The sequence below is a fragment of the Mixta sp. genome (genome assembly GCF_024610815.1).
GTDB lineage: Bacteria > Pseudomonadota > Gammaproteobacteria > Enterobacterales > Enterobacteriaceae > Mixta > Mixta calida.
On record NZ_JANION010000215.1, the window covers coordinates 1 to 24,702 of the forward strand.

25 protein-coding genes are annotated in these 24,702 nt (G+C 56.4%); 16 read left to right on the plus strand and 9 right to left on the minus strand.

What is annotated here, in order from left to right; genetic code table 11:
* Positions 1-58 precede the first annotated feature (58 nt).
* From MYY08_RS16290 to MYY08_RS16325, 8 genes are all read left to right on the plus strand, one after another.
* Positions 59-637: a lipoprotein gene (locus MYY08_RS16290; RefSeq protein ID WP_038627603.1), complete on the plus strand. Its 579-nt coding sequence runs from the start codon at positions 59-61 to the stop codon at positions 635-637.
* 54 nt (positions 638-691) lie between these two features.
* Positions 692-2,164 (plus strand): muropeptide MFS transporter AmpG, encoded by a 1,473-nt coding sequence (ampG, locus tag MYY08_RS16295; RefSeq protein WP_038627605.1) that lies wholly within the window; start codon positions 692-694, stop codon positions 2,162-2,164.
* Between the two features lie 445 nt (positions 2,165-2,609).
* Complete coding sequence (gene cyoA, locus MYY08_RS16300; protein WP_038627607.1) at positions 2,610-3,536, plus strand: cytochrome o ubiquinol oxidase subunit II; 927 nt, start codon at positions 2,610-2,612, stop codon at positions 3,534-3,536.
* Between the two features lie 4 nt (positions 3,537-3,540).
* A complete protein-coding gene (gene cyoB, locus MYY08_RS16305) occupies positions 3,541-5,523 on the plus strand; it encodes a cytochrome o ubiquinol oxidase subunit I (protein WP_038627609.1) in 1,983 nt (660 codons plus the stop codon).
* Complete coding sequence (locus tag MYY08_RS16310) at positions 5,523-6,134, plus strand: cytochrome o ubiquinol oxidase subunit III (RefSeq protein ID WP_038627610.1); 612 nt, start codon at positions 5,523-5,525, stop codon at positions 6,132-6,134. Before cyoB ends, MYY08_RS16310 begins: the two co-directional genes overlap by 1 nt.
* The gene (locus tag MYY08_RS16315; RefSeq protein ID WP_038627612.1) at positions 6,134-6,469 is read left to right on the plus strand and encodes a cytochrome o ubiquinol oxidase subunit IV; all 336 of its coding nucleotides are present in this window, start codon (positions 6,134-6,136) and stop codon (positions 6,467-6,469) included. Before MYY08_RS16310 ends, MYY08_RS16315 begins: the two co-directional genes overlap by 1 nt.
* Positions 6,470-6,482: 13 nt before the next feature.
* Complete coding sequence (cyoE, locus tag MYY08_RS16320) at positions 6,483-7,370, plus strand: heme o synthase (protein WP_038627614.1); 888 nt, start codon at positions 6,483-6,485, stop codon at positions 7,368-7,370.
* A 126-nt stretch (positions 7,371-7,496) separates the two neighbouring features.
* Positions 7,497-8,861, plus strand: a complete 1,365-nt coding sequence (locus MYY08_RS16325; RefSeq protein WP_288014951.1) for an MFS transporter — start codon at positions 7,497-7,499, stop codon at positions 8,859-8,861.
* 302 nt (positions 8,862-9,163) lie between these two features.
* Here MYY08_RS16325 and MYY08_RS16330 read toward each other — a convergent pair whose 3' ends face one another.
* Positions 9,164-9,655: a YajQ family cyclic di-GMP-binding protein gene (locus tag MYY08_RS16330; RefSeq protein WP_038627618.1), complete on the minus strand. Its 492-nt coding sequence runs from the start codon at positions 9,653-9,655 to the stop codon at positions 9,164-9,166.
* A 120-nt stretch (positions 9,656-9,775) separates the two neighbouring features.
* Here MYY08_RS16330 and panE point away from each other — a divergent pair, with 120 nt between their 5' ends.
* Entirely contained in the window at positions 9,776-10,696 is a 921-nt protein-coding gene (panE, locus tag MYY08_RS16335) for a 2-dehydropantoate 2-reductase (protein WP_038627620.1), read from the plus strand.
* Positions 10,650-11,246, plus strand: coding sequence for a protein deglycase YajL (gene yajL / locus MYY08_RS16340; RefSeq protein WP_288014953.1), 597 nt, complete (start codon positions 10,650-10,652; stop codon positions 11,244-11,246). Before panE ends, yajL begins: the two co-directional genes overlap by 47 nt.
* A 62-nt stretch (positions 11,247-11,308) precedes the next feature.
* Here the strand turns inward: yajL and thiI are convergent, their stop codons facing one another.
* Positions 11,309-12,757 carry a tRNA uracil 4-sulfurtransferase ThiI gene (gene thiI, locus MYY08_RS16345; protein WP_038627623.1) on the minus strand — a complete coding sequence of 483 codons (1,449 nt, stop codon included), beginning with the start codon at positions 12,755-12,757 and terminating at the stop codon, positions 11,309-11,311.
* Positions 12,758-12,989: 232 nt separating this feature from the next.
* On the opposite strand from thiI, the gene xseB reads away from it, so the two are divergent.
* The 5 genes from xseB (at position 12,990) to MYY08_RS16370 (ending at position 18,697) form a co-directional block, all read left to right on the plus strand.
* Positions 12,990-13,232 carry an exodeoxyribonuclease VII small subunit gene (gene xseB / locus MYY08_RS16350; RefSeq protein ID WP_038627625.1) on the plus strand — a complete coding sequence of 81 codons (243 nt, stop codon included), beginning with the start codon at positions 12,990-12,992 and terminating at the stop codon, positions 13,230-13,232.
* Entirely contained in the window at positions 13,232-14,131 is a 900-nt protein-coding gene (gene ispA, locus MYY08_RS16355; protein WP_084970020.1) for a (2E,6E)-farnesyl diphosphate synthase, read from the plus strand. Before xseB ends, ispA begins: the two co-directional genes overlap by 1 nt.
* A 19-nt stretch (positions 14,132-14,150) precedes the next feature.
* On the plus strand, positions 14,151-16,016 hold the full coding sequence (gene dxs / locus MYY08_RS16360; protein ID WP_084970021.1) for a 1-deoxy-D-xylulose-5-phosphate synthase: 1,866 nt from the start codon (positions 14,151-14,153) through the stop codon (positions 16,014-16,016).
* Between the two features lie 436 nt (positions 16,017-16,452).
* Positions 16,453-17,433, plus strand: a complete 981-nt coding sequence (locus MYY08_RS16365; RefSeq protein ID WP_159378725.1) for a GlxA family transcriptional regulator — start codon at positions 16,453-16,455, stop codon at positions 17,431-17,433.
* A gap of 106 nt (positions 17,434-17,539) precedes the next feature.
* On the plus strand, positions 17,540-18,697 hold the full coding sequence (locus MYY08_RS16370) for an epoxide hydrolase family protein (protein WP_244555255.1): 1,158 nt from the start codon (positions 17,540-17,542) through the stop codon (positions 18,695-18,697).
* Positions 18,698-18,794: 97 nt separating this feature from the next.
* On the opposite strand, the gene pgpA is transcribed toward MYY08_RS16370, so the two are convergent.
* The 6 genes from pgpA to nrdR form a co-directional block, all read right to left on the minus strand.
* Positions 18,795-19,304: a phosphatidylglycerophosphatase A gene (gene pgpA, locus MYY08_RS16375; RefSeq protein ID WP_288014954.1), complete on the minus strand. Its 510-nt coding sequence runs from the start codon at positions 19,302-19,304 to the stop codon at positions 18,795-18,797.
* The gene (thiL, locus tag MYY08_RS16380) at positions 19,282-20,259 is read right to left on the minus strand and encodes a thiamine-phosphate kinase (RefSeq protein WP_038627633.1); all 978 of its coding nucleotides are present in this window, start codon (positions 20,257-20,259) and stop codon (positions 19,282-19,284) included. The genes pgpA and thiL overlap by 23 nt, the downstream gene beginning before the upstream one ends.
* 57 nt (positions 20,260-20,316) lie before the next feature.
* The gene (gene nusB / locus MYY08_RS16385; RefSeq protein ID WP_038627635.1) at positions 20,317-20,736 is read right to left on the minus strand and encodes a transcription antitermination factor NusB; all 420 of its coding nucleotides are present in this window, start codon (positions 20,734-20,736) and stop codon (positions 20,317-20,319) included.
* A 19-nt stretch (positions 20,737-20,755) separates the two neighbouring features.
* On the minus strand, positions 20,756-21,226 hold the full coding sequence (gene ribH, locus MYY08_RS16390) for a 6,7-dimethyl-8-ribityllumazine synthase (RefSeq protein ID WP_038627637.1): 471 nt from the start codon (positions 21,224-21,226) through the stop codon (positions 20,756-20,758).
* Between the two features lie 89 nt (positions 21,227-21,315).
* Positions 21,316-22,422, minus strand: a complete 1,107-nt coding sequence (gene ribD, locus MYY08_RS16395) for a bifunctional diaminohydroxyphosphoribosylaminopyrimidine deaminase/5-amino-6-(5-phosphoribosylamino)uracil reductase RibD (protein WP_038627638.1) — start codon at positions 22,420-22,422, stop codon at positions 21,316-21,318.
* Positions 22,423-22,425: 3 nt separating this feature from the next.
* The gene (gene nrdR, locus MYY08_RS16400) at positions 22,426-22,875 is read right to left on the minus strand and encodes a transcriptional regulator NrdR (protein ID WP_038627640.1); all 450 of its coding nucleotides are present in this window, start codon (positions 22,873-22,875) and stop codon (positions 22,426-22,428) included.
* 182 nt (positions 22,876-23,057) lie between these two features.
* Here nrdR and MYY08_RS16405 point away from each other — a divergent pair, with 182 nt between their 5' ends.
* Positions 23,058-23,657, plus strand: coding sequence for a DUF3251 domain-containing protein (locus tag MYY08_RS16405; RefSeq protein ID WP_052133930.1), 600 nt, complete (start codon positions 23,058-23,060; stop codon positions 23,655-23,657).
* A gap of 75 nt (positions 23,658-23,732) precedes the next feature.
* Here the strand turns inward: MYY08_RS16405 and secF are convergent, their stop codons facing one another.
* Positions 23,733-24,701, minus strand: a complete 969-nt coding sequence (gene secF / locus MYY08_RS16410) for a protein translocase subunit SecF (RefSeq protein WP_038627642.1) — start codon at positions 24,699-24,701, stop codon at positions 23,733-23,735.
* Position 24,702 lies beyond the last annotated feature (1 nt).

The window sequence follows — 24,702 nt, forward strand, 5'->3', positions numbered from 1 at the left end:
ATGATATGATGGCCGCTGTTTTGTCAGCAATATCCTTCAGACCTATGAGAAAATAAGCATGCTAAAAAAACTCCTTTTCCCCCTGCTGGCTGCCTTTATTCTGGCTGGCTGTGCCACCAACAGCAATACGCTTGATGTACAGCCGACGATTCAGCTTCCCCAACAGGACCCTGGCCTGATGGGCGTAACGGTCAGCATTAACGGTGCCGACCAACGCGCCGACCAGGCGCTGGCGAAAGTCACCCGCGACAACCAGCTGGTGACCCTGACGCCGAGCCGCGACCTGCGTTTTCTGCTGCAGGAAGTGCTGGAGAAACAGATGACCGCGCGCGGTTATATGGTCGGCCCGAACGGCGCGGTCGATCTGCAGATCGTGGTTAACAATCTTTATGCCGACGTGACTCAGGGCAACCTGCGTTACAGCATCACCACCAAGGCGGATATTTCCATTATCGCCAGCGCGAAAAATGGCAATAAACAGGTGAAAAACTATCGTCAGACCTACAGCATCGAAGGGGCGTTCAACGCCACTAACGATAAAATCACTAAAGCGGTCAACGCAACGCTGAGCGACGTTATCAGCGATATGGCGCAGGACACCAGCGTCAGCGCCTTTATCAAGCAGAACGCACGTTAATCATCTTTAACGGCCCGGCAGGATCGCCGGGCCTGTCTACACAAAAAGGCAGTTATGGATAATTCACTCTTGCGTATTTTCACTCAGCGCAACGCGGCAGTTTTGCTGCTGCTGGGTTTCGCCTCCGGCCTTCCCCTTGCGCTGACTTCCGGCACGCTGCAGGCATGGATGACCGTAGAGGGCGTGGATCTTAAAACCATCGGCTTTTTCTCGCTGGTTGGACAGGCCTATGTTTTTAAGTTTCTCTGGTCGCCATTGATGGACCGCTATACGCCGCCTTTCCTGGGCCGGCGTCGCGGCTGGCTTCTTCTCACTCAGCTGCTGCTTATTGGCGGTATCGCGCTGATGGGCTGTATGGAGCCAGCGCGTCATTTAACGCTACTGGCGGCGCTGGCGGTGCTGATCGCCTTCTGCTCCGCATCGCAGGATATTGTCTTCGACGCCTGGAAAACCGATATTCTGTCGCCGGAAGAGCGCGGCAGCGGTGCGGCGATTACCGTGCTGGGTTATCGCCTGGCGATGCTGGTTTCCGGCGGGCTGGCGCTGTGGCTGGCGGATCGTTACCTGGGCTGGCAGGCGACCTATTGGCTGATGGCGCTGATGATGCTGCCGGGCCTGATCGCCACGCTGTTGGCGCGCGAGCCCGGCGATACGATCGCGCGCCCGCACACGCTGGAAGAAGCGGTCATCGCGCCGCTGCGTGATTTCTTTAATCGCGACAATGCCTGGCTGATGCTCTCGTTGATTGTACTTTATAAGCTGGGCGACGCTTTCGCCGCCAGCCTGACCACCACCTTCCTGATACGCGGCGTCGGCTTTTCCGCGGGCGACGTCGGGCTGGTCAATAAATCGCTCGGGCTGCTGGCCACCATTATCGGCGCGCTGTACGGCGGGATGCTGATGCAGCGCCTGAGCCTGTTTCGGGCGCTGATGCTGTTCGGCATTCTGCAGGCGCTTTCTAACCTCGCCTGGTGGCTGCTTTCGGTCACGCCGCCCCATATGTGGAGCATGGCGAGCGCGGTGTTCGCGGAAAATCTGTGCGGCGGCATGGGCACCGCCGCGTTTGTCGCGCTATTAATGAGCCTCTGCAATCGCTCATTTTCCGCCACGCAGTTCGCGCTGCTTTCCGCGCTGTCGGCGGTGGGCCGCGTTTATGTCGGTCCGGCGGCGGGCTGGCTGGTGGAACTCTGGGGATGGCCCACCTTTTATGCATTCTCGGTAGCCGCTGCGCTGCCGGGACTGTTGCTGCTGGCCGCCGGTAAAAACAGCCTGCAACAGTCGCAGGAGGCGCAGCGCTTCGCCCTGCGTCGCCGCTGGGCATCCGGTTATCGCTGGGCGCTGCGCCTGTTGGCGGGCGGCGCCGCGCTGTTAGCGCTCTGGCTGCTCGCGCTGGCACTGAACGCCAGCGGCCTGGTTGCGCTGTCGTTGCCGCTCTATGCGTTATTTAACACAGGATGCATCGTCATGCTGCTTGGGATATTTACCGGCACGCTGCTCGACTATCTGGCGCAGCGCGAAGCGGCCTAAGCCAAATAAAACCGGACGGCGAAAATAAATTGTCGTCCGGTGGTGAAAATAATCTCCGCATGTAAATTATATTGTCCGACCCAGTCCAAAAAATTATCCAGCCGGTTTAACAATCCCTGTCTAATATTAAAAAACGGTGCGTAATTATTTATGTTTAATAATTATCACCTAAATGATGCAAAATTGTTAAACTATTGAGGCTTGATTACGTTGTTTAGATTCATCCCTTCCTATAGACGATTAGAGTCATCTTTTTTCGTTATATTAACCCAAATACCTGCCCTCATTAATAATTTGTTACCTTCCGCAACAGATGTGACACCCTTGGCAAAAGGTGTCAACACTGTTCTGACACGTTCTTAAGCTGGTTTACACTGCATAAACCTTCCCGTAAAATGCCGCCACACTTAAACGACAATAGAGCCCTTGTCATTGAGGTCGTTAAATGAGACTCAGGAAATACAATAAAAGTTTGGGGATTTTGTCATTAATTGCAGGCACTTTATTGTTAAGTGGCTGTGACAGTGCGTTGTTAAATCCCAAAGGACAGATTGCAATGGAGCAACGTTCGCTGATACTGACAGCCTTTGGCTTGATGTTGATCGTCGTTATACCCGCAATTCTGATGGCCGTGGTGTTCGCATGGAAATATCGTGCGTCCAACACGAATGCAAAATACAGCCCTAACTGGTCCCACTCCAATAAAGTGGAAGCGGTGGTCTGGACCGTTCCGATCCTAATCATTCTCTTCCTTGGCGTGTTGACCTGGAAATCGACCCACGCTCTGGAGCCAGGCAAGCCTATCGCTTCTGACGTGAAACCGGTTGAGATCGAAGTTGTGGCGTTGGACTGGAAATGGCTGTTCATCTATCCGGAACAGGGTATTGCGACGGTTAACGAAATTGCGTTCCCGAAAGGCACCCCGGTGAATTTCAGGATCACCTCTAACTCCGTCATGAACTCCTTCTTCATTCCGACCCTTGGCAGCCAGATCTACGCCATGGCTGGGATGCAGACCAAACTGCACCTGATCGCCAACGAGCCGGGAACCTTTAAAGGTATCTCGTCCAACTTTAGCGGCCGCGGTTTCTCAGGAATGAAGTTCCAGGCGATTGCCACCCCCGATCAGGCAGGTTTTGAGCAGTGGGTAGCGAAAGTCAAACAGGCACCGAATACCTTAACCACCATGGATGAATTCGAGAAACTGGCAGCGCCAAGCGAAAATCATCCGGTTGAGTATTTCTCCAACGCGAATCCTGAATTGTTCAAGCAGGTTATTGAAAAATTCAAGATGAGCCACGGGAAGATGGACATGTCAGGTCATGAAGGCATGGACATGAGTGAAGCCTCTCACGCGGGAGCCGAGGAATAATACGATGTTCGGAAAATTAACACTGGATGCAGTGCCGTATCATGAACCCATTATCATGATTACGGTGGCCGCCATCATTCTTGGTGGTCTGGCCCTTGTCGCTGCGCTAACTTACTTCGGTAAGTGGAAATACTTGTGGACGGAATGGCTGACCTCAGTCGACCACAAAAAGCTGGGTATCATGTATGTGATCCTGGCATTCGTCATGCTGCTGCGTGGCTTTGCCGACGCCATCATGATGCGCGGCCAGCAGATGCTGGCTTCTGCCGGGGAAGCAGGCTTCCTGCCGCCTCATCACTACGATCAGATCTTTACCGCCCACGGCGTTATCATGATCTTCTTCGTAGCGATGCCGTTCGTTGTTGGTCTGATGAACATTGCTGTTCCTCTGCAGATCGGCGCGCGCGACGTGGCGTTCCCTTTCCTTAACAACCTGAGCTTCTGGTTCACCGCCGTTGGCGTGATCCTGGTTAACCTCTCTCTGGGCGTGGGTGAATTCGCGCAGACCGGTTGGCTGGCTTATCCGCCGCTGTCGGGGGCTGAATACAGTCCGGGCGTTGGGGTTGATTACTGGATCTGGAGTTTGCAGCTTTCCGGTATCGGTACGACATTAACAGGTATTAACTTCTTCGTTACTATCCTGAAAATGCGTGCGCCGGGCATGACCATGTTCAAAATGCCGGTGTTCACCTGGGCGTCTCTGTGTACTAACGTGCTGATCATCGCTTCGTTCCCGGTGCTGACCGTCACGCTGGCGTTGCTGACCCTTGACCGTTATCTGGGCTTCCATTTCTTTACCAATGATATGGGCGGCAACATGATGATGTATGTCAACCTGATTTGGGTATGGGGCCACCCGGAAGTATACATTCTGGTTCTGCCGGTCTTCGGCGTGTTCTCAGAAGTGGTTGCGACGTTCTCGAAAAAACGCCTGTTTGGCTACACCTCTCTGGTGTGGGCGACCGTGGTGATTACCGTACTGTCCTTTATCGTTTGGCTGCACCACTTCTTCACTATGGGTGCGGGCGCGAACGTTAACGCCTTCTTCGGCATTATGACGATGATTATCGCCATCCCGACCGGCGTTAAGATCTTTAACTGGCTGTTCACCATGTACCAGGGCCGCATTCAGATGCACTCTGCCATGCTGTGGACCGTAGGCTTCCTGGTCACCTTCTCCGTAGGTGGTATGACCGGTGTTCTGCTGGCGGTTCCGGGTGCCGACTTCGTTCTGCACAACAGTCTGTTCCTGATCGCGCACTTCCATAACGTAATTATCGGTGGTGTGGTGTTCGGTTGTATGGCTGGCGTAACCTACTGGTTCCCGAAAGCGTTTGGCTTCACCCTGAACGAAACCTGGGGTAAACGCGCCTTCTGGTTCTGGATTATCGGCTTCTTCGTTGCCTTTATGCCGCTGTACGCGCTGGGCTTTATGGGTATGACCCGTCGTCTGAGCCAGGATATCGATCCGCAGTTCCATCCGCTGCTGGTTGTAGCCGCCGTTGGTGTTGGCCTGATCGCGCTGGGTATTCTCTGCCAGCTGATCATGTTCTGGGTATCTGTACGTGACCGTCACGAAAACCGCGATCTGACCGGTGACCCGTGGGGCGGCCGTACGCTGGAGTGGTCAACTTCCTCTCCGCCGCCGTTCTATAACTTCGCAGTGGTTCCGCACATCAACGAGCGCGATGCCTTCTGGGAAATGAAAGAAAAAGGCGAGGCGTACAAGCAGCCTGCGCATTACGAAGAGATCCATATGCCGAAAAACAGCGGTGCAGGTCTGATTATCGCCCTGTTCGCCACGGTCTTTGGTTTCGCCGCCATCTGGCACATCTGGTGGCTGCTGGGTCTGTCTTTTGTCGCGATGATTGTGAGCTGGATCGTTAAAAGCTTCGACGAAGATGTTGATTACTATGTTCCGGTCAAACAGATCGAAGAAATTGAAAATCAGCACTTCAAAGACATCAGCAAAGCAGGTCTGAAATAATGGCACAAACACTGTCTAAACAGCACGACGCTCATGCGGAGCATGGGCATCACGATGCAGGAGCCAATAAAATCTTTGGTTTCTGGATCTACCTGATGAGTGACTGCATTATCTTCGCAACGCTGTTTGCGACCTATGCGGTTATGGTCAACAACACTGCCGGTGGCCCGGCAGGTAAAGACATCTTCGAACTGCCGTTTGTACTGGCCGAAACCGCGCTGCTGCTGTTGAGCTCCATTACTTACGGTATGGCCGTTATCGGCATGAACAACGGCAGCAAAGGCGCGGTTAACCGCTGGCTGGCGCTGACCTTCCTGTTCGGTCTCGGCTTTATCGCGATGGAAATCTATGAGTTCCATCATCTGATCGCGGAAGGCTTTGGTCCGGATCGTAGCGGCTTCCTGTCCGGCTTCTTTACGCTGGTCGGCACCCACGGTCTGCACGTTACCTCCGGTCTGATCTGGATGCTGGTGCTGATGTTCCAGCTGGCGAAAAACGGCCTGACCGAGACCAACCGCACCCGCGTTATGTGCCTGAGCCTGTTTTGGCACTTCCTGGATGTGGTCTGGATCTGCGTATTTACCATTGTCTATCTGATGGGGGTCATGTAATGAGTCATTCTGCTAACCAACATGGCGTCACTCCTCACAGTAGCGTGAAGTCTTACATGATCGGCTTCATCCTCTCTGTCATCCTGACGGGCATCCCGTTCTGGATGGTAATGGATGGCGGCGCTTCGCATGGCACCATTCTCAGCGTGGTTCTGGTGTGCGCGGTAGTTCAGGTGCTGGTTCACCTGGGCTTCTTCCTGCACTTAGATACCAAATCTGAAGGCGGCTGGAATATGGTGGCGATTGTCTTTGCCGCCATCATTATCCTGATTGTCGTCGTCGGCTCGCTGTGGATCATGTGGAACCTCAACTACAACATGATGATGTCCCACTAAAGAGTCGTACGTGATGATTAAGCAATACCTGCAAGTAACAAAACCAGGAATTATTTTCGGGAATTTAATTTCTGTTATCGGGGGTTTTCTGCTGGCGTCAAAAGGCAGCATTGATTACACCCTGTTTCTCACCGCCCTCGTTGGTGTTTCACTGGTGGTCGCATCAGGTTGTGTTTACAACAACTTTATCGACCGCGACATCGACAGAAAAATGGAGAGAACCAAGAATCGAGTGCTGGTTAAAGGCCTCATCTCTCCGAAAGTAAGCCTGGTTTATGCAACCGCATTAGGTATTGCTGGCTTTGCGTTGCTGTATTTCGGAGCTAACCCGCTGGCCATGTGGCTGGCGGTGATGGGCTTCGTGGTATACGTCGGCATTTACAGCCTCTACATGAAGCGTAAATCAGTCTACGGTACGTTGATCGGCAGTCTTTCCGGCGCTGCGCCGCCGGTCATTGGCTACTGTGCGGTGACTAACGAGTTTGATGCTGGCGCGCTGATCCTGTTGGCTATCTTTAGCCTGTGGCAGATGCCGCATTCCTATGCGATTGCGATCTTCCGCTTTAAAGATTACCAGGCAGCGAACATTCCGGTTTTGCCGGTGGTAAAAGGCATTTCCGTGGCGAAGAATCATATTACGCTCTACATTCTGGCGTTTATGATCGCTACGCTGATGCTGTCACTGGGCGGCTACGCTGGCTACAAATATCTGGTGGTTGCGGCGGCAGTCAGCGTGTGGTGGCTGGGCATGGCGCTTTCAGGTTACAAAACCTCAAACGATCGCGTTTGGGCACGTAAGCTGTTTGTGTTCTCCATCGTCGCCATTACCGCGCTGAGCGTGATGATGTCGGTGGACTTTATGGCCCCGGCTTCACAGAACCTACTGACCTACGTACGTTAACCGCAAGCTACATCATCAAGGGCGCTTCGTGCGCCCTTTCTTTTTGTTACGACTGCTTAAAAACTTCTGTTTTACCCGCCCTGCCCCGCTCCTTAAAATATTGTCAGTGATAAGACTGAGGTTGTAATGAACGATAATAAAATGACACCGGTTGAACTGCGAGCAACCTGGGGTTTAGGCACCGTTTTCTCGTTACGCATGCTGGGCATGTTTATGGTCCTGCCCGTGCTAACGACCTATGGCATGGCGTTGCAGGGCGCCAGCGAATCGCTGATTGGCCTGGCCATCGGCATTTATGGCCTGGCGCAGGCGATTTTTCAGATTCCGTTCGGCCTGCTCTCCGATCGCATCGGCCGCAAGCCGCTGATCGTCGGCGGCCTGCTGGTTTTTGTGCTGGGCAGCGTGATCGCCGCCAGCACCACCTCTATCTGGGGTGTCATTCTCGGCCGCGCGCTGCAGGGCTCCGGCGCTATCGCTGCCGCGGTAATGGCACTGCTTTCCGATTTGACCCGCGAGCAGAATCGCACCAAGGCGATGGCGTTTATCGGCATCAGCTTTGGCATTACTTTCGCCATCGCCATGGTGCTGGGGCCGATTATCACTCATGCTTTCGGCCTGCATGCGCTGTTCTGGATGATTGCGATTCTGGCCAGCTGCGGCATTGTCATTACGCTGCTGGTGGTGCCTAACGCGCCGCATCATATGCTGAACCGCGAATCGGGCATGGTGAAAGGCAGTATTCGTGAAGTGCTAATGCAGCCGCGCCTGCTGAAGCTCAATATTGGCATTCTCTGCCTGCATATTCTGTTGATGTCGAGCTTCGTCGCCCTGCCCGGCCAGTTTGAACAGGCAGGCTTCCCGGCGGAGCAGCACTGGAAGGTTTACCTGGTGACCATGCTGGTGGCTTTTGTCGCCGTCGTGCCTTTTATTATCTATGCCGAAGTCAAACGGCGCATGAAACGGGTATTTATCTCCTGCATCGCGCTGATCCTGATCGCAGAAATTGTACTGTGGGGTTCCGGTAACCATTTCTGGACCCTGGCGATTGGCGTACAGCTCTTTTTTCTCGCCTTCAACCTGATGGAGGCGATTTTGCCGTCGCTGATCAGTAAAGAATCGCCGGCGGGCTATAAGGGCACCGCGATGGGCATCTACTCCACCAGCCAGTTTCTCGGCGTGGCGATCGGCGGCAGTCTCGGCGGCTGGGTGTTCGACAGCTTTGACGCCCAGACGGTGTTCTTATTAGGCGCCGTGGTAGCGACGCTGTGGCTGTTGCTCAGCACCACGATGCAGGAGCCGCCGTACGTCAGCAGCCTGCGCATCGTGCTGGACGACAACGCGCTTAACGACGCGCGTCTGGAACAGAAGCTGAAGGCGCAGCCGGGCGTTTCATCGGTGTTTATCGTGCCGGAAGAGCGCAGCGCCTACGTTAAAATCGACAGCAAGGTGACCAGTCGGGTTGAACTGGAGGCGTTGATCGCCAGCGCCTGACGCGTTGCCCTCCCCCCGTCGGAAGCCTCGATATAATAAGGGCCGCATGGCGCGGCCTGAATTATCATCGCCGCCGGAGGACAGGCAGGCAGCATGCCTGTTAGCCTCGCCGCAGCCTAAAGCGCAGGAAAGCCGGGCAGAAGAGTAAAGCGTCCCGCAGCAGGAACGGCGCGGGCCGAGCCGTCAGGGATGACGCTTTTGGCATCTTTACGATCGGTCCGGCCTTCCTGAGCAGGCACCGTAGCATTTTCCGAAAGCCGCACGGCGTCCCCCGTTTAACGATACGGCGCTATCACATTTAATTAATCGCGGAAGTTTTTAAACTGGAACGGCTGCCCCAGGTTGCCGCCGCGAATCAGCGCAATGGCGCTTTGCAGATCGTCGCGCGATTTGCCGTTCACGCGCACCTCTTCGCCCTGAATCTGCGGCTGCACCTTGATTTTGCTCTCTTTAATCAGCTTGACGATTTTTTTCGCCATATCGGCCTCAATGCCCTGCTTCATCTTGAGATCAAGGCTCCAGTTTTTCCCGCTATGTTCAATCTGCTCCGGCACGTCCAGCGCCGCGCCTTCAATGCCGCGCTTGAGTAGTTTTTCCCGCAGGATATCCACCAGCTGCTTCACCTGAAAATCGGACTCGGTGGTCACTTTGATGGTTTGCGCTTTTTCATTCAGCTCGATGCTGGCGCTAACGTTGCGAAAATCGAAGCGGGTTGAAAGTTCGCGGTTGGCGTTTTCAACGGCGTTTCGCACTTCCTGCATGTCGATTTCAGAAACGATATCGAAAGATGGCATAATTTTTTCTCCAGACTCCAACGTGACATGCATAATACCTGCTTGTGTACGGCAAAGAAAACAGCCCATATGCACAGCTATACTCAATTAACTCGCCGGTAAGCGCCCGCGGGAGGACGCATGAAAATTACGGTGCTCGGATGCGGCGCGCTGGGTCAGCTTTGGCTGGCCGCGCTCGATCGACAGGGACATGAGGTTCAGGGTTGGCTACGCGTACCTCAGCCTTACTGTTCGGTTAACCTTATCGATACCGAGGGGTCCGCGATCAATAAAACCTTTATCGCCAACGATCCGCTGTTTCTCGGTAGCAGCGATCTGCTGCTGGTCACGCTTAAGGCCTGGCAGGTTTCAGGCGCCATCAAAAATATTCAAACGTTGCTGCCGGCCCAGTGTCCCATCCTGCTGCTGCATAACGGCATGGGCACGCTGGAGGAGCTGCGCGGTTTAACCCAGCCCCTGCTGCGCGGCGTCACGACGCATGCGGCGAAACGCGACGGCACGGTCATCGTCCATGTCGCCAGCGGCATCACCCATATCGGCCCCGGTTCGTCGGAAAGCGCCGCGCTGAGCGATCTGGCGGAAACGCTGCATCAGGCGTTGCCGGATGTCGCCTGGCACAACGACGTATTGGCCGCCTGCTGGCAAAAGCTGGCGGTAAACTGCGTCATCAATCCGCTCAGCGCGCTGCACGACTGTCTGAACGGAGATCTGGTCGCCTGGCCGGAGGAGATTACTTGTTTGTGCGATGAGGTCGCGACGGTGATGGCGCGCGAAGGGGTGCATACCAGCGCGCAGCAGCTGCGGGACTATGTTTATGCGGTTATCGCCAGCACCGCGCAGAATGTTTCATCGATGCTGCAGGACGTGCGCGCCCAGCGCCGCACGGAAATTGACTATATCACCGGCTATTTACTGCAACGGGCGCGGGCGCAGGGCATTGCCGTCCCTGAAAATACCCGGCTGTACGAACTGATTAAGCGAAAGGAGCAAAATTATGAGCGCGAACGTATCGGCGCTGGTCTGCCTGGCACATGGCACTGAAGAGATCGAAGCGGTGACCGTGATCGATCTGCTGGTGCGCGCCGGTATTACGGTGACCACGGCCAGCGTTAACGGCGACGGTGATCGGCAGATTGTCTGCTCGCGCGGCGTGAAGCTGCTGGCGGATGCGCGGCTGGTGGACGTGGCGGACAACGATTATGACGCCATCGTGCTGCCGGGCGGTCTGAAAGGCGCGGAAGCGTTCCGCGACAGTCCGCTGCTGGTGGAAGCGGTGCAGCAGTTTCATCTGTCGGGCCGCATCGTGGCGGCGATCTGCGCCGCCGCAGGCACGGTGCTGGTGCCGCACGACCTGTTTCCCATCGGCAATATGACCGGCTTTCCCGGCCTGAAAGAGACCATCCCGGAAGATAAGTGGGTGGAAAAGCGCGTGGTCTGGGACCCGCGCGTTAATCTGCTGACCAGCCAGGGGCCCGGCACCGCGATGGATTTTGCGCTGAAGCTTATCGACCTGCTGACGGGAAAAGAGAAAGCAGCGGAGGTCGCCTCGCAGCTGGTGCTCGCGGCGGGCATTTACGACTATCGCGAATAAGCGAAACGCCGATGGCGTAGGATAAAAAAGGCCAGTCTGACGGCTGGCCTGATTAATGCAGGTTACGGGCGATAGACCTTCACATTCTTAAAGCCCTGCTCATGCAGGTAGAGCGCCTGCAAACGGCTCATCACGCCGCGATCGCAGTAAAGCAGCCAGGTTTTGCTCTGATCGAGGTCGCCAAACTGGGTGCCGAGCTTATAAAACGGCAGCGAGGTCACTTCAATGCCGTCGACCTTCAGCGGCTTATCTTCCTGCTCGTCCAGTGAACGAATATCCAACAGCGCATCGTTGGCGGAGAAAGAGGCGACGGTTTCTACTTCGGTTACCTCCTCCTGCGTCTGCTCGGCGATCGTGCGGATATCGACATTGGTCGCCTCCTGCACTACCCGATCCAGTACCGTAAAATCGAAGTTTTCCTCTTCCGCTTCGATCTTCGCCTTCACCGCTTTTACCGTCGGGCTTTTGGAAATCACCCCGCAATACTCCGGCATGGTGCGGGCGAAATCTTCCGTACCGATCTTACGCGCCAGATTGATGATATGTTCTTTGTCGTGTGAAATCAGCGGACGCAGAATCAGCGTATCGGAGGCGTTATCGATCAGTCGCAGGTTGGTCAGCGTCTGGCTGGAAACCTGGCCCAGCGCTTCGCCGGTAACCAGCGCCTGCACGCCGTAGCGCTCGGCGATCTGCGAAGCGGCGCGCACCATCATGCGCTTCAACACCACGCCCATCTGACCGTCGTCTACCTTTTCCAGAATCTCCGCGACTACCGGCTCGAAATTGATAGCGACGAAACGCACGCGGTGCGAGCGGCCAAAACGATTCCACAGATAGTGCGCCACCTGACGCACGCCGATCTCATGCGCGGCGCCGCCCAGGTTAAAGAAGCAGTAGTGTACGCGGCAGCCGCGGCGCATCAGCATATAGCTGGAAACGCCCGAGTCGAAGCCGCCGGAAATCAGTGACAACACATCTTCCTGCGTGCCGATCGGGAAGCCGCCCAATCCTTCATAGCGACCGGTCACCAACAGCAGGCGATCGTTTTCGATCTCCAGATTCACCGTGACCTGCGGGTTCGAGAGATTCACCTGCGCGCTGGCGATATGCTGATTCAGGCCGCCGCCGACGTAACGCTCCACATCCTGCGAGCTGAACGGGTGCTGCCCGCGACGCTTCACGCGTACGCAAAAGGTTTTCCCTTCCAGCCGCTCGCGGTTGACCGCCATCGCCTGTTCAAAAATATTATGCATATCGGTCCAGACGCGATCTTCCACCGCCAGGACATGATGAATGCCGGGAATGCGCGTCAGCTCATCAATAAAGGTTTCACGCAGGCTTTCATCTTTAGAACGGACTTCGATGTGGTCCCAGTGACGCACGACAGCCAGCGTCTCATCAAGATCTTTTAATACGTTGCGAATATTCCCCGTAAGGATTTTGATAAAGCGCAAACGCACCGACTGACTCTTGATGGTGATTTCGGGAAACAATTTAATGATAAACTTCATGACAGCGCAGCTCTGAGACAATTAAGTGCTAAAAAAGGCAGCACTTAACTGATAAAATCAATGAATTGCAAAGTAACTAGTGTCCTTTGCTTCCGAGGCGCGACAGTATATCACCTTTGTCTGCGGGCTGCCTGTTTTACTGCCATGCTCTATCATTATTTTGCTAATCATTTCGAGTCGGCTACCATGTCCGATTGCTATAAGATAAAAAACCTGTGAGCCAAAAATCACTATGCCAAAAAAAGCCGAACAGCCGATCAGTTTTGAAACTTCCCTGCAGCAGCTGGAACAGATAGTCACCCGTCTGGAAAGCGGCGATCTGCCGCTGGAAGAGGCGCTGAACGAGTTTGAGCGCGGCGTGCAACTGGCCAGGGTAGGACAAAAAACGCTGCAGCAGGCGGAGCAGCGCGTGCAGATCCTGCTTAACGATGATAAAGACGCTGCCCTGACGCCTTTCACGCCGGACGCTGAATAATGGATTTCGCTCAATTACTCGCCCACTATCATGAACGGGTGAACGGCGCGCTGGCGCGCTTTATTTCTCCCCTGCCCTTTCAGAGTTCTCCTCTGGTTAATGCTATGCAATATGGGGCATTATTGGGCGGTAAAAGACTGCGCCCTTTTTTGGTTTATGTTGTCGGCGATATGCTGCGCGTTGATGCAGAGAGCCTTGATGCCCCCGCCGCCGCCGTTGAATGCATCCACGCCTATTCATTAATTCATGATGACCTTCCCGCCATGGATGATGATAGCCTGCGTCGTGGGCAACCTACCTGCCATATAAAATTTGGCGAGGATACCGCTATCCTGGCGGGCGACGCGTTGCAAACGCTGGCCTTTTCCATTCTTGCCGATGCGCCGATGCGCAACGTACAGCCGCAGGATCGCATCGCGATGATTTCCGAGCTGGCTCAGGCCAGCGGCGTGGCTGGCATGTGCGGCGGTCAGGCGCTGGATCTGGCGGCTGAAGGAGAGCAGATCGACCTGACGGCGCTGGAAGCGATTCATCGTCATAAAACCGGCGCCCTGATTCGATCTGCGGTACGGCTTGGCGCGCTGGCGGCAGGCGAACGCGGGCGTCATGCGCTGCCGCTGCTTGACCGCTATGCGAACGCTATTGGGCTGGCTTTCCAGGTGCAGGACGACATCCTCGACGTGGTAGGCGACACCGCCGTCACCGGTAAACAGCAGGGCGCCGACCAGCAGCTGGGAAAAAGCACCTACCCGGCGTTAATGGGGCTGGATAACGCCCGTCAGAAGGCCCAGGCGCTGTATCAGGAAGCGCTGGATGCGCTGGATCAACTGACCGCGCTTTCCCTGGATACGACCACGCTGCGTGCTCTGGCAAGCTTCGTAATCGAACGTGATAAATAACCTCCACGATGAGTCTCTGATGAGTTTTGATACTGCAAAATACCCGACGCTGGCGCTTGCCGATTCCGTGCAAGAACTACGTCAACTGCCAAAAGAGAAACTGCCCGCGCTGTGTGATGAGCTGCGTCAGTACCTTCTGGACAGCGTAAGCCGCTCCAGCGGTCATTTTGCCTCCGGCCTCGGCGTGGTTGAACTGACCGTAGCACTACACTATGTCTATAACACCCCGTTCGACCATCTGGTCTGGGACGTGGGTCATCAGGCCTACCCGCATAAAATTCTGACCGGCCGCCGCGATCGCATCGGCACTATCCGGCAGAAAGGCGGCCTGCACCCCTTCCCGTGGCGCGCCGAGAGCGAGTATGACGTGCTGAGCGTCGGCCACTCCTCTACTTCTATCAGCGCGGGCCTCGGTATGGCGGTCGCCGCCGGCAAAGAGGGCAAAGGCCGCCGCACCGCCTGCATTATCGGCGACGGCGCGATCACCGCTGGCATGGCGTTCGAGGCGATGAACCACGCCGGGGATATCAAGGCCGACCTGCTGGTGATCCTGAATGACAATGAAATGTCGATTTCAGAAAACGTCGGCGCGCTGAACAATCGTCTGGCGCAGATCCTCTCCGGCAAAACCTATGCGCGTCTGCGCGAGGGCGGCAAAAAAGTGCTGACCGGCCTGCCGCCGATTAAAGAGCTGGTGCGTCGCACTGAAGAGCACCTGAAAGGCATGGTGGTGCCGGGCACGCTGTTCGAGGAGCTGGGCTTTAACTATATCGGTCCGGTGGACGGACACGACGTGCTGACGCTGGTGCATACGCTGAGCAACATGCGCGACCTGAAAGGTCCGCAGTTCCTGCATATCATGACGAAAAAGGGCAAAGGCTATGCGCCGGCGGAAAACGATCCGATCGCCTGGCATGCGGTGCCGAAGTTCGATCCCGCCAGCGGCGCACTGCCGAAAAGCGCGGGCGGCCTGCCGAGCTACTCCACTATCTTCGGCAACTGGCTGTGTGAAACCGCCGCGGGCGACGATAAGCTGATGGCGGTGACGCCAGCGATGCGTGAAGGCTCCGGCATGGTCGGCTTTTCACGCCAGTATCCGGGACAATATTTCGACGTTGCCATCGCCGAACAGCATGCGGTTACCTTCGCCGCCGGGCTGGCGATCGGCGGCTACAAGCCGGTAGTGGCGATCTACTCCACTTTCCTGCAGCGCGCCTACGATCAGCTGATCCATGACGTCGCTATTCAGCAGTTGCCGGTGCTGTTCGCTATCGATCGCGGCGGCATCGTCGGCGCCGACGGGCAAACCCATCAGGGCGCCTTCGACCTCGCTTTCCTGCGCTGCATTCCGGGCATGGTGATCATGACGCCCAGCGACGAAAACGAATGCCGCCAGATGCTCTACACCGGCTATCACTATCAGGACGGTCCGAGCGCGGTGCGCTATCCGCGCGGCACCGGCACCGGAGCAACGCTGGAACCGCTGGCCTCGCTGCCGCTGGGCAAAGGCGTGGTGAAACGTCAGGGCGAAAAGCTGGCGATCCTGAACTTCGGCACGCTGCTGCCGGAAGCGCGGGCGGCGGCGGAAGCGCTGAACGCCACGCTGGTGGATATGCGTTTCGTGAAGCCGCTGGATGAGTCGCTGGTGCTGGAGATGGCAGCCAGCCATGAAGCGCTGGTGACGCTGGAAGAAGGCGCGATTAAAGGCGGCGCTGGCAGCGGCGTTAACGAGCTGCTGATGGCGAAGCGCGTGCTGGCGCCGGTGCTGAATCTCGGCCTGCCGGATGAGTTTATCCCGCAGGGCACCCAGGAAGAGATCCGTCATGACTACCAGCTTGACGCCGTCGGCATTCAGCAGCAGATCGAGCGCTGGCTGGCGCAGTAATCGCCTGTCCGGTACGCGTCACTTCGCCGCTATGCTGACTGGCGCTGCAAATGCTCAGCCGCCAGTTAGCTAAAAGCGAACAGCCGCAACACAGTAAAAAGCCAGGCGTTATGCCTGGCTTTGTTTTTTGCAGCCTTTTATTCGCACGCCACGCGTCGGCCCTTTCCTGTATTGCTACCACATCCCTCTTCGCTCTCCGCCTGCGCATGACAAGCATGCTGCCCTACGAAGCATCGGAGTCGCAATAAGCCAGCCGGCGTTTCAGACGCGAAGCGTCCCTGCTCTCTCCCACGCGCCTTCCTTTTGGTAAAGCCAGTACGGGCGCAGAAGCAACTCTCTTCAGCATGCAACCATCTCGCGCTGACGATAATGGATACCGTTTCCGAGTATAATAGGCGTTCTGAATGGCCCTCGAATGTCTCATGACGAAATTCTCATGATAAAAGTTCTTATTATTATTCCTGAAGGCGGCATGCTGTTTGAGGCCGCGGGGATTGCTGAAATTTTATCGCATGCCAGCCGCACCGGTCGGTTTACAGGCGGCGGAGAAGCCTACCAGGTGAGCATAACGGCGGGTAAAAGCAACACGGCGGTAAAAGGCTTTTCAGGCATTCGCCTCTCGGTTAATCATCACCTTTCCGATCTCAGCGTAAACGCGGGTTGGGACACGATAATTGTGACCGGTCGGGGTATGGATAAGGATGAACGTCGTCTGATAGCAAACTGGCTCAGGCAAGCTGAGCCTTATGCGCGTCGGGTGGTATCCATATGCGGTGGTTCATTGCTACTGGCTGAAAGTGGATTGCTGGACGGGCGCAAGGCAACCACGCATTGGCAGCTTCTGGATGTACTTAAAACCGGTTTTCCCAACGTAAAGGTGGATGAGGATTCTATTTATACCCGTGACGGTAAAATATGGACCTCGGCAGGCGTTAGCGCGGGATTCGATCTTACGCTGGCTCTGATTGAAGAAGATTACGGCTTTCAGCATGCACGTAGCGTTGCTCAGGATATGGTTATGTTCCTGAAGCGTCCCGGAGGGCAATCACAATTTAGCCGGTATGTGGTTAATCAGGCCGTTCAGCCTGGGCCCGTGCGCGATCTTCAGGTCTGGATACTGGAAAACCTTGCTGAAAATCTGACGATTGATTCTCTTGCCAGTCGAGTTTCGATGAGCCCGCGCAATTTCGTCCGCGTATTTACCCGCGAAACCGGCACCACCCCGGCAAAGTATGTTGAGGCTGCGCGACTGGATGCGGCAAGAGCGCTGCTTGAACAAAGCCCGTTAAGAATAGAGCAGGTAGCGACCATAACCGGTTTCAAAAATGTGCTGAAGATGCGCCGCGCCTTTGAGCGTGGACTGAAATTAACGCCTTCCGAGTACCGCCAACGCTTCGGCGCGGAAAAGTTGTCCTGAAATGATGCCAGAATGTCCTGCTCTTATTTTTCGGCGCGCTTAAGCTGAACTGACAATGCAGCAATATTCCCTTTCACGGCGTGCTGAAATCGGCGGCAGGAGAATAATGATGGCTATAGAGCGCTTTACGATTGATATTCCGCAATCACAGCTTGATGATCTCAACCTCAGGCTTAAAAATACCCGGTGGCCTTGCTGGCCAGTTGAAGAAACCTGGGGGAAAGGCACACCGGTAAATTTTATGAAGCCGCTAGTGGAATACTGGCGAGAAGCATTTAACTGGCGTAAGCAGGAAGCCGAATTAAATCGTTTTGCTCATTACCGTAGCGAAGTAGATGGGTACCCTATCCATTTTATTCACATGCGAGGAAAAGGCCCCTCGCCTGTTCCCCTGATTCTTACGCATGGCTGGCCTGACTCATTTATACGTTATCAAAGGATTATCCCGCGGTTAACCGATCCAGCCCGCTTCGGCGGGAGCCCGGAAGAGGCTTTTGATGTTATCGTTCCCTCTATTCCAGGATTTGGTTTTTCTTCCTGTCCGCAGCCTGAAGGGCTCAATAACGCCCAGGTAGCCAGCCTGTGGCTAACGCTTATGACAGACATCCTCGGATACGAAAAATTTTATGCCGCTGGCGGCGACCTGGGTTCAGGCGTAACCCGTTACCTGGCAGCATTCTACCCTGAGCGCCTTACCGCAATACATCTTACGGATATCGGCATCGTAAGAGATTTGATGGCGCATGCGGAACCGGAAACGCTGACGGAAGAAGAACAGGCATATCGCCGCTCGGCGATTCGATGGATCAGCCAGGAAGGTGGCTATATGTCCATACAAGCCACCAAACCTCGTACCCTGGCCTTCGGGCTTAATGATTCGCCAGCCGGCCTTGCCGCATGGATAGTTGAAAAATTCGGGTCGTGGAGCGGTTGCGATGAAGCCCTGTTCAGCCGCTTCAGCAGGGATGACATCCTGACCAATATTTCGTTGTACTGGTTCACCGGCTCGCCAGCAATGTCCAACAATATCTATTATGAAAACCTCCATTCGCTTCCCCCGCTGCAAAAAAGCGAGGTGCCAACAGGCATAGCCTGTTTCCCTGCCGATGTTCTGCCGCCGCCGCGAAGCTGGGCAGAAAAAAATTACAATATCTGTCGCTGGAGAGACATGCCTCGCGGCGGTCATTTTGCCGCCATGGAAGAACCTGAGCTCTATGCGGAAGAACTCATCGCTTTTTTTCGTGACTACAGAAAATCGTTTTAGAAACAGAAGAGTAAATAGCGGGAACAGATTATCAGAAGCATCCAGGCAGGATGTCAGTAACGGGTATGCGACGAGCAGGATTCGCCGCATACCTTCATCAAAATAGCGGCCAGTGCAGACCCATCCACCACAGCAGCACGGCGGAAAGAATGCCGGCGATAATATCATCCACCATAATTCCCGTGCCGCCATGCACGTTGCGATCGAACCAGCGGATCGGCCAGGGTTTCCACATATCCAGTATGCGGAAAATCACGAAACCGGCCAGCACCCATTGCCAGGTCATTGCCGGAATCGCCATCAGCGTGATCCACATACCGATAAACTCATCCCAGACGATGCTGCCGTGATCGTGAACGCCCATATCTTTCGCCGTGCGATGGCAAAGATAGACGCCGATACAGATGCCGAACATCACCAGCAGAGAATAGATATCCGGCGGCAGAAAGGCCATCAGCCACCAGAACGGAATCGCTGCCAGCGATCCCATGGTGCCCGGCACATAAGGGCTTAAGCCGCTGCCGAAGCCGGTCGCCAGTAGATGCCATGGGTTGCTCAGGCGCAGGCGGCTTTTCGCCAAATCTTTATCGCGCGTCAAAGTGATCAAATCCTTTCAGATTGAGTGTCGTCGGCTTCCCGTCCTGTAACAGCACCAACCCTTCCGACTCTGGCCCCAGTTGGCCAATGCAGGTATAGGGCACGCCAAGATGCCCCAACGCCACATCCAGCGCGCCGCGGTTAATCTCCGGCACGGTAAAGCAGAGCTCGTAATCTTCGCCGCCGCTTAACGCCCAGCGCAGCGCCTGCTCGCTGTCAAAATGATCGCGCAGCACGGTGGAGAGCGGCAGCGCGTCAAGGTTAACGCGGGCGCCGCACTCGCTGGCTTTAAGGATGTGGCCTAAATCGGATACCAGCCCGTCGGAGATGTCGATGGCCGCGCTGGCGAGGTTGCGCAGCGCCTGGCCCTGCAAAATACGCGGCATGGGACGCAGATGGCGTTTAATCAGCGCCTCGTGCGCCGCCGGATCGGTAATGCGCATGCGATGCTGCAACAGCGCCAGGCCCGCCGCGCTGTCGCCCAGCGTGCCGGTAACGTAGATCCAGTCGCCCGGCCGCGCGCCGCTGCGTCGCAGCGCCCTGCCCGCAGGCACCAGGCCGTGAATGCCCAGCGTCAGGCTGCGCGGCCCACGCGTGGTGTCGCCGCCGATCAGCTGCATATCGTAATAATCCAGCAGTTCAAACAGGCTGTCGCTGAAGGCTTTCAGCCACGTCTCGTCCACGTCCGGCAAAGTTAGCGCCAGCGTCAGCCAGGCGGGATCGGCGCCCATAGCAGCCAGATCGCTCAGGTTGACCGCCAGCGCTTTATAACCGAGATCGGCAGGATGAATGTCGCGCAGGAAGTGGATACCTTCCACCAGCGTATCGGTACTGATGGCCAGGGTCTGCTTTTCCGGCACGTTTAATAATGCGCAGTCGTCGCCGATACCCTTTTCCACATCGCGACGTGAGCTTGTCACGCGATTAAAATAACGCGCGATCAGTTCAAATTCGCCACATGACATAATGAATTTCCGCTAAACCTGAATGAAAAAGGCCGGATATTCTCCGGCCTCGATAGATTATTTCTTGTTGGGGCGGATTTGCGGAGCGGCTTTGTCCAGCACGCCGTTAACAAACTTATGGCTGTCTTCAGCGCCAAATACTTTTGCCAGCTCAATACCTTCGTTGATGGCCACTTTATAGGGCACATCGCTACGCTTGCTCAGTTCATACAGAGAAACGCGCAGGATAGCTTTTTCCACCTGTCCCAGCTCTTCCAGCTGGCGCGACAGGTAAGGCTTCATCAGACCGTCAAGGTATGCGCTGTTGGTCGCAACGCCAGCCAGTAGCTCGCGGAAATAGTTGATATCAACGTCTTTGACATCCTGTTCCGCGAGAAACTGATATTCAATATCAGCAATGTCATTATGGGACAACTGCCAGGAATAAAGCGCCTGGACAGCACACTCACGGGCGCGGCGACGAGCAGCAGGTTTCACAAAAATCCCCTTACAAAAATCAGGCTTTAATGGCTTTCAATACGTTAATCATTTCGAGCGCGGTCAGTGCGGCTTCCGCACCTTTGTTGCCCGCTTTCGTGCCGGCGCGTTCAATCGCCTGCTCGATATTTTCCGTGGTCAGGACGCCGAAGGCGACCGGAATGTCGCTGTTCATCGCGACGCTGGCAAGGCCAGAGCTGGCTTCGCCGGCAACATATTCGAAGTGCGCGGTGCCGCCACGGATCACGGTGCCTAAGGCAATAACCGCGTCGTGCTTGCCGGCATTGGCGACGGCGCGCGCCGTCATCGGTAATTCATAGGCGCCCGGCACCCAGATAACGGTGATATTTTCATCTTTCACCTGACCGATGCGTTTCAGTGCGTCGATCGCGCCATCCAGCAGGCTCTCATTAATGAAGTTGTTGAAACGCGCGATAATGATGGCGACTTTCGCCTCTGGCGTGGCAACAGCAGCTTCGATAATTTTCATAGTTTTCCTTTCAGGGTTCTGATTGGCCCCGCAGGGGGGCGGATTCTATCATACTCTTTCGCACTCTGCTTCCGCTTTTCCGCAGGGCGCTAAACCGGTCGGAGCGTCAGGCGCAGATCGGGACCCACCTGCACTGCCTCGCTAAAGCGAAAGGCTGGCGCATCCTGTAAACGCGCCAGGCCCGGCAACGCGCACAGGCCGCGCGCGCCGTCGCCCAATAATTTCGGCGCCAGATAAACGATCAGCTCGTCCACCACGCCTGCTGTCAGCAGTGCGCCCGCCAGCTGCGCGCCCGCCTCTACCCACACGTGGTTAATCTGCTGCTTGCCCAGCAGCATCATCAGCGACACCAGATCAACGCGGCCGTCGCGCGCCGGCACGCGCAGCTGTCGCGCCATCGGCGGCCACGGCTGGCTCTCATCGGCCTCAAGGCGCGCCAGCCAGGTCTCGCCCGGCTGATGCAGCAACCGATGCTGCGGCGTCACGCGGTTCTGGCTGTCGATCACCACCCGCACCGGCTGGCGTAAATTCTCCTGCGGATAGTCCGCCTGAATCCGTTCGCCCAGCTCGTCCCAGCGCACCGTCAGCGCCGGGTCGTCCGCCAGCACGGTCGCGCTGCTGCTGAGGATCGCCGAACTCTGCGCACGCAGGCGCTGCACGTCACGTCGCGCCTGCGGCGAAGTTATCCACTGGCTCTCGCCGCTGGCCATCGCCGTACGGCCATCCAGCGACGCGCCTAATTTTAGCTGCACGAAGGGAAAGCCGGTGCGCATCCGTTTCAAAAAGCCGCGGTTCAGCGCTTCCGCTTCCGCCATCATCATGCCGTGGCTGACGTTGATGCCCGCCTGTTGCAGGCGATAAAGACCGCGGCCGGCCACTTCAGGATTCGGGTCCTGCATCGCCGCCACCACGCGGCTTATCCCGGCAGCGATCAGCGCGTCGCAGCAGGGCGGCGTGCGTCCATGATGGCTGCATGGCTCCAGCGTCACGTAGGCGGTGGCGCCCCGCGCACGGTCGCCCGCCATGCGCAGCGCATGCACCTCAGCGTGCGGTTCGCCGGCGCGCTGATGCCACCCTTCGCCGACGATAACGCCGTCGCGCACGATCACGCAGCCGACGTTGGGATTAGGCGTCGTCGTAAAACGACCGCGCCGCGCAAGCTCCAGCGCGCGCGCCATAAACTCTTCATCACGCATGGCTTAATCCTGTAAACGGGCGATCTCTTCGCCGAATTCGCGAATATCTTCAAAGCTGCGGTAAACGGAGGCGAAGCGTATATAGGCGACCTTATCGAGCTTTTTCAACTCGTCCATCACCAGGTTGCCGATCATTTTACTGGGGATTTCGCGCTCGCCGGTGGCGCGCAGCTGCGTTTTGATATGGCTGATGGCGTTTTCAACCGCGTCTGAACTCACGGGACGCTTCTCCAGCGCCTTCACCATGCCGCTGCGCAGCTTATCTTCATTGAAGGGTTCGCGAACATCGTTGCTTTTGATCACGCGCGGCATTACCAGTTCCGCCACTTCAAAGGTGGTAAAACGTTCATGACAGTCCAGGCACTGACGACGACGGCGTACTGAAGTGCCTTCGCCGACCAGACGGGAATCAATCACTTTGGTATCCACAGCGGAACAGAATGGGCAATGCATGACGTATCCTGATTCTTCACGAAATTAAACCTTAGTGTACCCTGAAGCCCCTGACAACCAAAGCCTCGGCGGGTGGTCAGCGCATTTTTCTGCGCGTCCGGACACGTCCTGCCGCCCTTTTCGCCCTCCTGCGCGCTTTCGCCTAAGCTTATGGGAGTAAACGCATTAAAAGGAGAACGAAGATGAGAAAAGGGCTTTTCCTGCTGCCGTTGCTGAGCGCCGCGCTGCTGAACGGCTGCGCCGCGCCGCCGTCCGCCAGCACACAGGCGCTGCATAGCGAAGTTGGCCAGCTGAACCAACAGGTTTCGCAGCTTACGCGTCAGGCCAGCGCGCTGGAGCTGCAAAACCAGCTTAACAGCCACTCAACCCAGGGCGCCTGGCTGTTGCCTGCCGCCAGCACCCGCGTCGAGCTGCAAAGCCTCGCCGGTCCGCTGATGCTGTCGCTGACGCGCATCGAGCCGGAAGCCAGCGGCACGCGCGCCCTGCTTACGCTGCGCGCCGCCGGCGACAGGCCGCTGCAGAACCTGCGGATGCAGGTGGAATGGGGCGAGCTGGACGCCGCCACCGGCAAACCGCTCAGCACTGGCGCGCTGTCGCAAACCATTGAAGTGCGCAATGCCCTGCTGCCGAAAAGCGAGCAGCCAGTACCGCTGCGCCTGAGCGGGCTGCCGCCGGAACAGCTGGGTTACGTGCGGGTGCATGACATCGAGCCGCTGACGCCCGCGCCGAACAGCGCGCCCGCTGTCAAACAAAACGGGGCGGCTTCTTCTGCGCAGCCGTAATCTGAGGCGATGCCTTGCCTCTGGCGCAATAAAAAAGGCCGCTTGCGCGGCCTTTTTATTACGGCTGAGTAGAGATTACGGCAGAATCGAAGGCTGATCGGCACCCTCTTTTTCCACTTTCTGCTGCAGCATATGCTCTCGCTTCATACCCAGTTTCAGCGCCAGCGCCGAAGCTACGTAGATTGAAGAGACAGTACCAATGGAAACGCCGATCAGCATGGTCAGCGAGAAGCCTTCCAGCAGCGCGCCGCCAAAGATGAAGAGCATCAGCACCACCACCAGCGTCGTCGCCGAGGTCATGATGGTACGACTCAGCGTCTGCGTCAGCGAGACGTTGACGATCTCATACGGCGTGCCGCGACGGATCTTACGGAAGTTTTCGCGGATACGGTCGGAGACCACAATACTGTCGTTCAGCGAGTAGCCGATAACCGACATCAACGAGGCGATGATGGTTAAGTCGATCTCGATATGAAACAGCGACAGGATGCCGAGCGTGATGATCACGTCGTGCGCCAGCGCCAGTACCGCGCCGAGCGCCAGACGCCACTCGAAACGGAAGCCGACGTAAATCAGGATAGAGATCAGCGCCACCAGCAGCGCCATGCCGCCCGCCTGCGCCAGATCGCTGCCGACGCTGGGGCCGACGAACTCAATGCGCTTCACGGTGGCGTTCTGACCCGCCGCCTGGTTAATTACCGAGACGACCTTGTTGCCCAGCTCCTGACCCGCGTTACCGGCGTTCGGCGACAGACGCACCATCACGTCGCGACTGCTGCCGAAGTTCTGCACCTGCGGTTCGACGAAGCCCGATTTTTCCAGCGAACCGCGCAGCGTATCGAGGTCGGCCGGCTGCTCCAGCGTAATCTCAATCACGGTGCCGCCGGTGAAGTCGAGCCCCCAGTTGAAGCCGCGCACGCCCATGATGATCACCGACGCGATCAGCAGCAACCCCGAAAGGGTAAAGGCCAGCGTATCCCAGCGCATAAAGTCATGGACTTTACGGCCATAGTTTAATTGTTCAACACTATATTGCTGTGCCACA